Origin of the sequence: Sphingomonas sp. Leaf23 (assembly GCF_001421585.1) — a bacterium.
Classification (GTDB): Bacteria; Pseudomonadota; Alphaproteobacteria; order Sphingomonadales; family Sphingomonadaceae; genus Sphingomonas.
Window position 1 is genome coordinate 41,399 of the sequence record NZ_LMKR01000001.1, and the last position, 12,679, is coordinate 54,077.

The window sequence follows — 12,679 nt, forward strand, 5'->3', positions numbered from 1 at the left end:
GCACGTTTCGCCGCATGCAGGCGTAACGACCCGGCTAGGCCGGGCATGCCCAACGAAAAGGGCCGCCCGGTCGCCCGGACGGCCCTTCGCCAGAATAGCCGAAATCGGCTGATTACATGGCGTTGGTCATGCCGGCTTCGTTCGACATCATGGTGTCGTTCGACATCATCATGCTGTCGTTCGACATCATCATGGTGTCGTTGCCCATGGCGCCGTCAACGGCGGTCATGTTGTCCGACATCGTGCCGTCCATCATGTCGGTCGAGTTCAGGTCGGTGATCGTTGCGTTGTCGGCAGTGGTTTCGGTCTTGCCACCGCAAGCCGACAGCGCCAGTGCTGCGCCGGCGATCATCGAGCCGGTCAGAATCTTCGAGAATGCACGCATGGTAAGCTCCCTAAGCTAAGGATAGGCGGCATTTCTTGCCGTTAATACCCAATCCGCGCTGGACATTAGTCGAAGGGGTGTCCGCCCTCAAGCCTCTTTCGCAGGAGGGTACAGCCCGTCCAGAAACGCCGGCAGGCCGGCGGCGAGCGCATCGTCGAACATCGCAGGGTCGACCGATTTCCCCAGCGCCGCTGCGCTGGTCACGGGAAATTCGGCGATCCCACATGGCACGATGCCCCCGAAATGTGACAAATCTGGGGCCAGATTGACCGAAAAGCCGTGCAATGTCGCCCAGCGGCGGACCCGGACGCCGATCGCGCCGATCTTTGCCTCCCGTCCGCCGTCCGCCGTCCAGATGCCGATCCGGTCGGGCACTGCATAGGCATGGATGTCGAAGGTCGCCAGTGCACCGATCACCCACGCCTCCACCGCATGGACGAAACGGCGGACGTCGCGCCCGCGCTGGGTGAGGTCTAGCATCAGATAACCGATGCGCTGCCCCGGCCCGTGATAGGTATAACGCCCGCCGCGCCCTGCGGTATGCACCGGAAAGCGCGGGTCAAGCAACTCGGCGGGGTCGGCGCTGGTGCCGGCGGTGTAGAGCGGCGGATGTTCAAGCAGCCAGATCAGCTCGTCGGCGTGGCCATCGGCGATGGCGGTCGCGCGCGCCTCCATTGTGGCGAGCGCCGACGGATAGTCGATCTGTCCGGTTTCGGGGCGCCATTCGATCCGCTGGGCGATCGCGACGGGCGGTATGCTGGGGTCAGGGGCCATTTTCATTCGGGGTCAGGATGGGTACAGCGTCCATCGGATAAAAGGGGAGCAAGTGCAACGATGGCAAAGATCGGGACGATTTGGGACCGCGCGGTGGATTTCGTCCGCGATCATCTGGGTGAGGCGATGCCGGTACTGCTGGCGACGCAATTCGTGCTGCCGGCGATCAACGGCAGCCTGAGCGGCCTGCGCGCGGGCGCGGGCGGCGGTGTCACCGCGGCGCTGGGCATCCTGTCGGTCGCCGCTGCGCTCGTGTCGCTGTGGGGCGCGCTCTACCTCATCGCTTTTGCCGCGCAGCCCAATGGACAGGAGCAGCACCGCGTCGCGCTGTCGCTGGCCAAGACCCGGTTCCTGCCGATGATCGGCATCAGCATCGTGATGATCGTCGCTCTGACGGTGCTGGCGGTCCCCGGCATCATCCTGGCGGTCGCCAGCGGCTTTGATTTCACGTCGCTCATGCGCGGTGTCGCGCCGCAGCCGACCGAATTCGCCAAGCTGGGCGGGGCGGTGCTGTATTTCGTCGCGCTGGCGCTGTTCATCCTGTGGATTTCGGCGCGGCTGTTGCCGGTCAACGCCGTCGTTGCGCATGAACGCCGGGGCGTCGGTGCGCTGCGGCGCGCGTTCGAGCTGACGCGCGGCATGACGATCAAGCTGATCGGCGTACTGCTCCTCTATGCCATCGTCGCGGGGATCGCGGTATCGGCGGCGCAGTTCGCCATCGGCGGCGTCATCGGCCTGCTGACCAGCGGCACCGGCGCGCTGTCGCCCGCGATCATTGCCGGTGCGTTCGCGGTGGCGGCGGTCAGCACGGTGCTGGCGCTGTACCAGAGCGCATTCGTCGGCAAGCTGTACCGCGAAATCATCGGCCAGCAGGACGACGCGGCCGTCTTCGCATGAGGCTGAATATCGCTGCGGCCTGCCAGGAAGCATCGCATATCTGGAAACGCGACCGCGACGTGATCGCCGCGGTCGCCGGCGTATTCTTCTTCCTGCCCAATCTGGCGCTGGGGCTGTTCATGCAGGTAAGCCCGATCCCGGTCGGGGGCGGCGGGCAGGACGATCAGGCGCTGGTGGCATCAATGCAGTCGTTCCTGGTGGACAATGCGCCGCTGCTGCTGTTCCAGATGCTGGCCGAACTGGTCGGGGTCGCGGTGCTGCTTGCGCTGTTGCTGGACCCCGGACGACCCACGGTCGGGGAAGCATTGCGGATCGTCGCACGGCGGCTGCCGGTGCTGGTCGCCTCAACGATGCTCATCAATATCGCGCTGGTCGGGGGGATCGCGCTGTTCATCGTGCCGGGCCTGTATGTCATCGGCCGCGCGGCCCTGGTCCTGCCGGTATTGGTCGGTGAACCCGAGCGGCGTTTCGGCGATGCGATCGGCCGTGCGATCGAACTGACGCGGGGACGGGTGATCCAGTTGCTGTCACTCTGGGCGCTGATCTTCGTCGGCGCCTATTTCGTGCAGACGCTGTTGCAGAGCCTCGCGCGGGTTGCGTCGGCGGGTGGCACCAATCCGTTCACCGCCGGGATCATCGCGGTCGCGACGTCGGCGGTGTCGATGGCGACCCTCATCGCCTACACCCTTACCCGCGCAGTCATCTACCGCCGGCTCGCCAGCAACGGATAATGGCTCCCGCAGTCGTCGGGCAGCACCCCGGCGACGCGCGGATCGGCAAAGGTTTCGATCGTGCGCTGATACGGCACGAAGCCCGAGCGGCGGTAAAAGGCCAACGCGCCGGGATGGTCGAGCGTGCAGGTATGCACCCAAACCCGCTGCACGTCCTTGCCCCACGCCATCGCCAGCGCATTCGCCATCAGCCAGCGGCCATGGCCCTTGCCGGCCAGTTCGGGGATCAGCCCGACATAGGACAGCTCGCATTCGCCCGCATGGCGGAAATCGAGTTCGAGCATCCCGACCTCGATCCCTGCACGGTCGACCACGGCCCAGATGCGCACGGCGTCATCGTGGACGATCGCGCTCAGCCGTTCGTCGGCCATCACCAGCCGCGAAAACCACAGCCATGGCCCGCCGACCCGCCGGAACAGCGCGCGATATCGTTCGATCGCCGGTCGTTCCCATCGCACCAAGCGCAGTGGTGAGGCGGGCAGGGGGGCCGGGCGCGGCCGCTCCAGCATTTCCAGCGAGGTGACGATCGTCGCCACCTCGCCCGGTTTGACCGGGATCAGCCCCATGGCGTCAGCTCCATGTCGCCAGCGGCGGCAGGCTCATCAGGATCGCATCGATATTGCCGCCGGTCTTCAGCCCGAACAGCGTGCCGCGATCATAGACGAGGTTGAATTCGGCATAGCGCCCACGCCATTCCAGCTGCCGGGCCTTGTCGGCGTCGTCGAACGGCATGTCCATGCGCCGCCGCACCAGCTGCGGATAGATTGACAGGAACGCATCCCCCACATCGCGGGTAAAGGCGAAATCGGCGTCCCAGTCATTGCCGAGATGGTCGTAGAAGATGCCGCCGACGCCGCGATGCACCCCGCGGTGCGGAATGTAGAAATAATCGTCGGCCCATTGCTTGAACTTCGGATAATGCGCCGGGTCGTGCGCGTCGCATGCCGCCTGCATCGCGGCGTGGAAATCGGCGGTATCCTCCGCATACGGAATGGGCGGATTAAGGTCCGCGCCGCCGCCGAACCAGCGCTTCGTCGTGACCAGGAATCGGGTGTTCATGTGCACCGCCGGCACATGCGGATTGGCCATGTGCGCGACCAGGCTGATGCCCGTGGCAAAGAAGCGCGGGTCTTCGGCTGCGCCGTGGATCGACTTGGCAAACTCGCCCTCGAAGGTGCCGCCGACCGTCGACACGTTCACGCCGACCTTTTCGAACACGCGACCCTTCATCACCCCGCGCACCCCGCCACCGCCCGGCGCGCCCGACGGATCGATCCGGTCCCACGGGGTGTAGGTGAAGCTGGCGTCCGATCCGGCGTCACGCTCGATCGCCTCGAACGACGCGCAGATGCGGTCGCGCAGCGATTCAAACCAGGTGCGGGCGGATTGTTGCTGGGGGTCGAGCGGTTGCATGGCACGCGACTTAAGCCGGATTGCCGATTGCCGCAAAGCCCTCTGGCACAACCGCTAAGAAACCGGTGTCAATAAACCATCTCGACGCCATGGACGAACCGCTTTACGAAGGCTCTAGCACACCAAAGATCACCGGCACGGCGGAGAATATCGCTGATACCGGTTACCATCGGAGAGAATGATGTACGACCGCACCTATTACGCGACCCACCCGGACATGATGGAATGCGTGTCGAACGAGGAGCTGCGCGACCGCTATCTGATCGACGGGCTGTTCCGCGAGGGTGAGTGCGTGCTGAACTACACCCATGCCGACCGGTTCGTGATCGGCGGCGTGGCGGTGGGTACTGCGCCGGTCAAGCTGCCGACGCAGACCGAGCCGAAGTCGGCGGAGGGGCATCCCTTCCTCGAACGCCGCGAGATGGCGGTGGTCAATGTCGGGTCGGCCGAGGGCACGGTGAGCGTCGATGGCGAGGTGTTCACGCTTGGCAACAAGGACTGCGTGTACGTCACGATGGGCGCGCAGGACGTGGAATTCGCTGGCAACGGCGCGCGTTTCTACCTGGCTTCGTGCCCGGCGCATAAGGGCTTCCAGACCCGCAAGCTCGGCATTGCCGACGCCAACGCGCTGGAACGCGGCAGCCTCGAGGAATCGAACGAGCGGACGATCTTTCAGCTGGTGATCCCCGGCGTGTGCGACAGCGCGCAGCTGGTCATGGGCCTGACGGTGTTGAAGCCCGGCAGCGTGTGGAACACCATGCCGCCGCACATCCACGAACGCCGCAGCGAAATCTATTTCTACTTCGAACTGCCGACCGACAATGACAAGGTGTTCCATTACATGGGTGAGGGCGAAGCGATGCGCCACATCGTCATGGGCAACGAGGAAGCGGTGATTTCCCCGCCCTGGTCGGTGCACATGGGGTCGGGCACGCGGTCCTATGCCTTCATCTGGGCGATGGCGGGCGAGAATCAGGACTATACCGATATGCAGGTCCTCGACATCTGCCAGTTGGCGTGAGCGCCATGGCCAACCCCTTCGATCTGTCCGGCCGGGTCGCCGCCGTCACCGGCGCCAATACCGGTATCGGGCAGGCGATCGCGGTCGCGCTGGCCGCGGCGGGGGCCGATGTCGCGCTGATCGGGCGGACACCGGCGACCGACACCGCCGAACAGGTGCGCGCGCTTGGCCGGCGGGCGGCGATCGTGTCGGCCGACTTGTCGACCATCGCGCCCGTCGAGCGGGTCGTCGCCGAGACGCTGGCGGCTCTCGGGCGGCTAGACATCCTCGTCAACAATGCCGGGATCATCCGCCGCGCCGATGCGGTGGATTTTACCGAGGAGGACTGGGACGCGGTGGTCGACACCAACCTGAAGTCGGTGTTCTTCCTCTCGCAAGCCGCCGGGCGGCACATGATCGCTGAAGGGCACGGGCGGATCATCAACATCGCCTCGATGCTGACCTTCCAGGGCGGGGTGCGCGTGCCGAGCTATACTGCGTCCAAATCGGGGATCGGTGGCCTTACCAAGCTGCTGGCGAACGAATGGGCGAAGCACGGCGTGACCGTCAACGCGATCGCACCGGGCTATGTCGCCACCAACAACACCGCCGCGCTGCAGGCCGATCCGGTGCGCAATACCGCGATTCTGGACCGCATTCCGGCGGGGCGCTGGGGTGATCCGGGCGATCTGGGCGGGGCGGCGGTGTTCCTCGCCTCCGATGCCGCCGCCTATGTCCAGGGCCACATCCTGGCCGTCGATGGCGGGTGGTTGGCGCGATGATCCTGTGCTTCGGCGAAGTGCTGCTGCGGCTGACCGCACCGGGCCGCGAACTGTTGATGCAGACCGGGCGGTTCGACGTCCATGTCGGCGGCGCGGAGGCGAATGTCGCGGTCGGTCTTGCGAATCTCGGCCATGCGACCGCGATGGCGAGCGCCGTGCCCGACAACCCGCTGGCGCGCGGCGCGGTCGGTGCGCTGCGGGCGCAGGGCGTCGATTGTTCGCGGGTCGCGGTGCGCGACGGGCGGATGGGGCTGTATTTCCTCAGCCCCGGCGCCGGGCTGCGCGCATCCGACATCGTGTACGACCGCGCTGGGTCCAGCTTCGCGACGACGCCCGCCGATGCCTGGGACTGGGACGCGCTGCTCGCGGGCTGCACGCGCCTGCACCTGTCGGGCATCACCCCGGCGCTGGGCGAGGAGACCGCACGGGCCGCGATCGCCGCCGCCGAAGCGGCGCGGGCGCGCGGGCTGACCATCTCGTTCGACGGTAATTACCGGGCGCGGCTGTGGGACGCATGGGACAGCGACCCGCGCGGCGTGCTGACCCGGCTGGTCGGGATGACCGACCTGTTGTTCGGCAACCACCGCGACGTGTCGCTGCTGCTCGGCCGGGCGTTTTCGGGCGATGGCGAGGATCGCCGGCGCGAGGCGGCGGAGGCAGCCTTCGCGGCGTTTCCGAACCTGAACCATATCGCCTCGACCGCCCGCCATGTCGATGATGCCGATCGCCATCGCCTGTCGGCGCGGATCGATACGCCGGCGGGCGCGGTGCAGACGCAGGAGGTGGCGATATCCGGCATCGTCGACCGGATCGGTGGCGGCGATGCCTTTGCCAGCGGCGTGCTGCACGCGCTGATGTCGGGGCGGGACGACGCGACGGCGGCGCAGTGGGGGCTGGCGGTTGCCGCGCTCAAACATTCGCTGCCCGGCGATTTCAGCCTGTTTCGTCAATCGGATATCGATGCATTCCTGTCCGGCGGGCTGGACGTCCGCCGCTGATCCTAGCATAGCGGGGCGGGGGAACGGCCGCGGGGGCGCCACGTTTCCGTGATCGATGCGAGGCGACGTGGAACAGGGCGGCGACACGAGCGGACAGGCGGCGCGCGACGACCGCAGGATCGCGCTGGAGATCGCCGGGACCGATGGCGGGACCGACCCGTTCGTCGCCGCCGTGCGTGCGACCCGCATGCCGATGATCATCACCGACCCGCGGCTGCCCGACAATCCGGTGGTGTTCGTCAACGATGCCTTTTGCCGCCTGACCGGCTATGCCCGCGACGCGATCATCGGGCGCAACTGCCGGTTCCTGCAGGGTGAGGATACCGACCCCGCGACCATCGCGCAGATTCGCGCGGCGGTGGCGGCGGTGGAATCGGTCGAGGTCGATATCCGGAACTATCGCGCCGACGGCACGGCGTTCTGGAACCGGCTGCTGCTGGCGCCGGTCCATGATGCGGATGGCAGGCTCGCCTATTTCTTCGCCAGCCAGCTCGACGTCACGCAGGAGCGCGCGCGGCTCGAGGGGCTGGAATCGACCAACGCCGCCCTGCTCGCCGAACTCGCCGGGCGCTTCCGCGAACAGGAGGAGCGCGAGCGCGAGATGCTGTTCGCGCTGGAGGCGGGGCGCTTTGGCACCTGGTCGTTCGATCGCGCGACGCGGGAACTCACGTTGTCGGCGATCTGCCGGACCAATTTCGGTTTCGATGCCGACTATCCGCCGTCGACTGCGGAAATCTCGGCGATCCTCCACCCCGACGACCGGGTGGCGGCCGTGGCGGCGATCGAGGCCAGCTTCGCCGGACAGCCGCTGGAGATCGAGGTTCGCATCCGTCCCGCCGGTGGCGAAATCCGCTGGATCGCCAGCCGGGGACAGCCGACGCTGAATGCCGAGGGGCAGGTCGTCCGTCTGACCGGCGTGTCGATCGACGTCACCGTGTACAAGCGGCTGGAGCGGATGCGCGCGGCGATGGCCGAGCTGAACGACGCGCTGCGCCTGCTCGACGATCCGGTCGACATGAGCGTGGAGGCAGCGCGGATCATCGGTGAGGCGCTGAGCGTCGACCGCGTGGGGTACGGCGTGGTCGATCGCGCCGCCGAAACCATTACCATCGAACGCGACTGGAACGCGCCCGGCGTGACCACCATCGCCGGGGTGCTGAACTTCCGCGACTATGGCAGCTATATCGACGACCTGAAGCGCGGCGAGACGGCGATCGTCGAGGATGCGCGCACCGACCCGCGTACCGCCGACACCGCCGCGCAGCTGGAATCGATCAACGCCCGCGCGTTCATCAACATGCCGCTGACCGAACTGGGTGGCCTGGCCGCGCTGATCTACATCAATCACGGCGAACCCCGGGCGTGGCGCGACGACGAGATCGCGTTCGTCCGCGAAGTCGCCGAACGCACCCGCGCCGCGACCGAACGCCGCCGGGCCGAGCGCGAACTGGCGGCACTGGCCGAATCGCTGGAGGAACAGGTCGTCGACCGGACCAAGGCGCTGGTGACGGCACAGGACGCACTGCGCCAGAGCCAGAAGATGGAAGCGATCGGGCAGTTGACCGGCGGGGTCGCCCACGACTTCAACAACCTGTTGACCATCGTGCGGTCGTCGGTCGACCTCCTGCGCCAACCAACACTTAGCGACGACCGGCGCGAGCGGTACCTGGCGGCGATCAGCGACACGGTCGATCGCGCGGCGAAGCTGACCGGGCAGCTGCTGGCCTTTGCCCGCCGATCCGCGTTGCAGCCGGAGGTGTTCGACGTCAACGAAGCGGTCGCGGCGCTGGGCGATATCGTCCGCACGCTGGCGGGTTCGCGGATCGAGGTGACGATCCGCCCCTGCGACACGCCCGTGTTCGTCGATGCCGATCCGAACCAGTTCGATACCGCCATCGTCAACTTCGCCGCCAATGCCCGCGACGCGATGCAGGGGGAAGGGCGCCTTACGCTGTCGGTCGACCGGGTGGATGGCATCCCCGCCGGGCCTGGTGCCGCGCCACAGCCGGGGCCGTTCGTGGTCATTATCGTCGGCGATACCGGCAGCGGGATCGACGACGAAACGCTGATCCGCATCTTCGAACCGTTCTTCACGACCAAGGAACTGGGCAAGGGCACCGGGCTGGGGCTCAGCCAGGTGTTCGGCTTCGCCAAACAGTCGGGCGGGGAAGTGCGCGCGCGCAGCGTGCCCGGCAACACCGAATTCGCGCTGTATCTGCCGCAGGTCACCACCCCCGACCAGCGACCGGCATCGCTGCGGGAAGTGCCCGTATCGCCGGCGGGCGAGGGGCTGCGCGTGCTGGTGGTCGAGGATAATGTCGCCGTCGGTACTACCACGGCACAGGCATTGGAGGCGCAGGGCTTCGTACCGGTCCATGTCGTCGACGGACAGGCCGCACTGGCGCTGCTCGCCGAACGATCCGACGGCTTCGATATCGTCTTTTCCGACGTGATGATGCCGGGGATCGATGGCGTCGAACTGGCGGCACGGGTCCGCGCGCGCTATCCGGCGCTGCCGGTCTTGCTGACCAGCGGCTATAGCGACGTGATCGTCCGGCACGGCACCATGGGATTCGAATTGCTGCACAAGCCCTATACCATCGGCCAGCTGATCGTTGCCTTGCGCCGGGTCGCCGGGCGTTGAGCGACCGGCCCGCCGCGCCCGCGCGCGGTTTCATACCCCTCTACACCTTCGCCTATTGCGGGCTGTTCGTCGCGTTCATGCCGTTCGTGTCGATCCTGTTGCAGGTGAAGGTCGCGGCGATCGATCCGGCGAACCGCGTCGCGCTGCTCGGCTGGGCGGTACTGGGCGGGGCGGTGGTCGCCAGCGTCGCGAACATCGCCGCCGGCTGGCTCAGCGACCTGCATTGGCGGCGCAGCCACAGCCGGCGCCTGCCGATCGCCATCGGCCTGTTGCTGCTGGCGCTGGCCTTTGCCGCGATCCACCGGGCGGGGGATCGCACCGGGCTGCTGATCGCCATCGCCTTCTGGCAGGTCGCGCTGAACCTGATGTTCGCGCCGATGGTCGCAGTAATGGCCGACGAGGTGCCCGACGCGGCCAAGGGGCGGGTGTCGGGGTTGCTCGGCATTTCGCATCCGATCGGCATGTTGTCCGCCGCCGCCGTCACCGCGCCGCTCTTCCCGACCGAGGGCGCGCGTTTCGCGGTCAACGTCGCGCTTGCGGCGGTGATGATCGTGCCGTTCCTGCTGCTGGCGCGCGAACGCGGGGCAGGGGGCGATAGCCGGCCCGCCGACACTGCCCCGGTCGCGGTGGTGCGCGGCGATCTGGTGCGGGCATGGATCGCGCGGCTGGCAATGCAGGTCGCGGGAAATGGGCTCACCGCCTATGCCTTTTTCCACTTTGCCGATCGCTGGCGCGGGACCGGCGATCCGGCGGGGCCGGTGGCGCAGGCTATGGCGATCGTCACCGCGGTCGTCGTGGTCGCGACGATCGTCGCCGGGCGCTGGTCCGACCGGTTGGGCGGGCGCAAGCCGTTCCTGGGCGCCGCCACGCTGCTCGTCATTGCCGGGCTGATCGGCATGGCGACCGCCCCCGGTTTTGTCGGGGCGATCATCGGCTATGGCGTGGCGCAGACCGGGCTGTCGGTGTTCCTGGCGCTGCATTCGGCACTGGCGATGCAGATGCTGCCGTCGCCTGCGACGCGCGGGCGCGACCTTGCCGTGCTGAACCTCACCAACACGCTGCCGGCCTGCGTGCCGCCGTTGCTCGCCGCGCTGGTGCCGGCCGGTGCCGGACTGGGCGCGGTGTTCGTCACGCTGGCGCTGGTCGCGGCGGTGGGTGGGGCCACGGCGCTGGCGATCCGTTCGGAGCGCTGACCCGCTTCGTGCGTTGCCCGGTTAGTGTAATGCCGGGAGTGCCTGATGATCCGTCTGTTCCATGTCAGCGACGTACATTTCGGCGCGGAGGACAAGGCGGCGATCGCGTGGTTCGGCGAAGCGGTACGCCGCGAACAGCCCGATGCGATCATCATGACCGGCGACCTGACCATGCGCGCGCGCACCGCCGAGTTCGAGGCGGCGGCGGAATGGCTGGAGAGCCTGGGCCGCCCGGTCACGGTTGAGGTCGGGAACCACGATTTGCCGCTCTACAATCTGTTCGCGCGCTTCGTGCGGCCGTACAAGCGGTACAAGCGGCTGGAGCGGATGATCGAGCGGCCGCTGGAAATCGATGGCGTGGCGATCGTCCCGCTGAAAACCACGGCGCGGTTCCAGTTCCGCTGGGACTGGTCGAAGGGCTATGTCGGCGACAAGGCGCTGGCGCGGACGCTCAAGCTGATCCGCCGCGTGCCGAAGGGGGACCTGATCTTCATCGCCGCGCACCATCCGCTGATCGACGTCGGCACGAAGTCGAGTGGGGAGACGCGCGGCGGCGCGGTCGCGCTGAACGCGGTGAAGGCGGCGGGCGCCGATGCCGTCCTGTCGGGCCATGTCCATGACCCGTTCGACATTCCCTATGGCACCGCCGGCGGACAGTTGCGGATGGTCGGTGCCGGCACGCTGTCGACCCGCACCCGCGACGATCCGCCATCGTTCAACGAAATCCGGATTGAGGGCGGCCAGTTCGAAACGATCGCGCGGAAGATGGGGGCGGAGGATGCGCCGGTGACGGCATTGGAGCCAACATCCTACGCTTCGTCACCCCGGACTTGATCCGGGGTCCCGCTTCTTCCGCGTACCTCGGAGCACGGTATATTGGAACTCGCCCGTTCGTCCTGAGTAGCCGCTGAGCTTGTCGAAGGGGCGTATCGAAGGACCGCCAGCGGTGCTTCGATACGGGTCTTCGGCTGCGCTCAGCCCCTACTCAGCACGAACGGGACGGTTTCAGGGTGACAGGCACCGATAGCGGGACCCCGGATCAAGTCCGGGGTGACGAAAGGCGAAGGAGAAAAGCGCCTACGACAGACGCTGCCCGATCAACGTCCCCTTGGTCCCGCGATTGACCAGTTCGAAGCGGAAATTCGGCCACCGCTTGCGCCAGCGCTGCGCCACAACGCGCTCGCCCGGCCGCGCACCGTCGTCGAGCATGACCACGCCCCCGACCGGCAGCCGGTCGAACAGCGTCTCCGCCGCGCCGCGGACATAGGGGTGGATGGTCCAGGGTGGCCCGTCGATCAGCAGCAGGTCGACCTGATCGGGCAGCGCGTCGATATCATACCACACGCCCGGCCAGTCGCCGGGCGATGCGACCAGCGGTGCGGCGCGCAGGTCGGCGGCGATGCCGTGTTCGGCCAGCCATTCGCGGGTCGCATCGACGAAGCCGGCATGCTGGTCGAAACTGATGAGCTGTCCGCCGCCATGCTTGGCCAGCGCCGCGCCGGTCACCAGGCTCGACGCGCCGGTGCCCAGTTCGACGACGGTCTGCGGGCGGCTGGCGGCGATGCGGTCGACGATCAGCGACAGATAGCCGGTGTCGGCCTTCCAGCTGCCAAGGTTCGGCAGGGCATCGGGTGCAAGGCCCAGGTCCGCCATCAACCGCGCCTTGTCCGCCTTCTTGCCGCCCGACAGGCTGCGCAGCAGCCACGGCCACTGGATCGCGCCGAACGCGATGGTGAACAGCTTGTCCGACAGGCTGCGGCGCAGTTCGTCCGGCCACAGGTCGGAATCGGCAAGCGGCAGCAGCGAAGTCTTGGCACGCGAGGTCATGGCGTCTCTTGGGTTGTTCCGCCAGCGCGCGGACG

At 67.4% G+C, this 12,679-nt stretch carries 13 protein-coding genes; 8 read left to right on the forward strand and 5 right to left on the reverse strand.

Annotated elements, in window-relative coordinates; genetic code table 11:
* Positions 1-112 precede the first annotated feature (112 nt).
* Positions 113-385: a hypothetical protein gene (locus tag ASE67_RS00205; protein ID WP_055755690.1), complete on the reverse strand. Its 273-nt coding sequence runs from the start codon at positions 383-385 to the stop codon at positions 113-115.
* Between the two features lie 87 nt (positions 386-472).
* Positions 473-1,159: a lipoyl(octanoyl) transferase LipB gene (gene lipB / locus ASE67_RS00210; RefSeq protein ID WP_055755691.1), complete on the reverse strand. Its 687-nt coding sequence runs from the start codon at positions 1,157-1,159 to the stop codon at positions 473-475.
* A 60-nt stretch (positions 1,160-1,219) separates the two neighbouring features.
* Between lipB and ASE67_RS00215 the strand changes: the two genes are divergently transcribed.
* Both ASE67_RS00215 and ASE67_RS00220 read left to right on the forward strand, forming a co-directional pair.
* A complete protein-coding gene (locus tag ASE67_RS00215; protein ID WP_055755692.1) occupies positions 1,220-2,056 on the forward strand; it encodes a hypothetical protein in 837 nt (278 codons plus the stop codon).
* Entirely contained in the window at positions 2,053-2,787 is a 735-nt protein-coding gene (locus tag ASE67_RS00220) for a hypothetical protein (protein WP_055755693.1), read from the forward strand. Before ASE67_RS00215 ends, ASE67_RS00220 begins: the two co-directional genes overlap by 4 nt.
* Here the strand turns inward: ASE67_RS00220 and ASE67_RS00225 are convergent.
* Positions 2,760-3,353: a GNAT family N-acetyltransferase gene (locus tag ASE67_RS00225; protein WP_055755694.1), complete on the reverse strand. Its 594-nt coding sequence runs from the start codon at positions 3,351-3,353 to the stop codon at positions 2,760-2,762. The two genes, ASE67_RS00220 and ASE67_RS00225, sit on opposite strands and share 28 nt — an antisense overlap.
* A gap of 4 nt (positions 3,354-3,357) precedes the next feature.
* Entirely contained in the window at positions 3,358-4,200 is an 843-nt protein-coding gene (gene hemF / locus ASE67_RS00230) for an oxygen-dependent coproporphyrinogen oxidase (RefSeq protein ID WP_055755696.1), read from the reverse strand.
* A 181-nt stretch (positions 4,201-4,381) separates the two neighbouring features.
* On the opposite strand from hemF, the gene kduI reads away from it, so the two are divergent.
* Genes kduI through ASE67_RS00260 form a run of 6 tightly spaced genes read left to right on the forward strand, consistent with a single transcriptional unit; the run spans position 4,382 to position 11,651 of the window.
* Positions 4,382-5,221: a 5-dehydro-4-deoxy-D-glucuronate isomerase gene (kduI, locus tag ASE67_RS00235; protein WP_055755698.1), complete on the forward strand. Its 840-nt coding sequence runs from the start codon at positions 4,382-4,384 to the stop codon at positions 5,219-5,221.
* Between the two features lie 5 nt (positions 5,222-5,226).
* Entirely contained in the window at positions 5,227-5,982 is a 756-nt protein-coding gene (gene kduD / locus ASE67_RS00240) for a 2-dehydro-3-deoxy-D-gluconate 5-dehydrogenase KduD (protein WP_055756849.1), read from the forward strand.
* Positions 5,979-6,980, forward strand: a complete 1,002-nt coding sequence (locus tag ASE67_RS00245; RefSeq protein WP_055755699.1) for a sugar kinase — start codon at positions 5,979-5,981, stop codon at positions 6,978-6,980. Before kduD ends, ASE67_RS00245 begins: the two co-directional genes overlap by 4 nt.
* 55 nt (positions 6,981-7,035) lie before the next feature.
* On the forward strand, positions 7,036-9,624 hold the full coding sequence (locus ASE67_RS00250; RefSeq protein ID WP_055755701.1) for a PAS domain-containing protein: 2,589 nt from the start codon (positions 7,036-7,038) through the stop codon (positions 9,622-9,624).
* Entirely contained in the window at positions 9,621-10,817 is a 1,197-nt protein-coding gene (locus tag ASE67_RS00255; protein ID WP_055755703.1) for an MFS transporter, read from the forward strand. Before ASE67_RS00250 ends, ASE67_RS00255 begins: the two co-directional genes overlap by 4 nt.
* A gap of 45 nt (positions 10,818-10,862) precedes the next feature.
* Positions 10,863-11,651, forward strand: a complete 789-nt coding sequence (locus ASE67_RS00260; RefSeq protein WP_055755705.1) for a metallophosphoesterase family protein — start codon at positions 10,863-10,865, stop codon at positions 11,649-11,651.
* A gap of 243 nt (positions 11,652-11,894) precedes the next feature.
* Here ASE67_RS00260 and ASE67_RS00265 read toward each other — a convergent pair whose 3' ends face one another.
* Positions 11,895-12,644: a class I SAM-dependent methyltransferase gene (locus tag ASE67_RS00265; RefSeq protein WP_055755708.1), complete on the reverse strand. Its 750-nt coding sequence runs from the start codon at positions 12,642-12,644 to the stop codon at positions 11,895-11,897.
* Positions 12,645-12,679 lie beyond the last annotated feature (35 nt).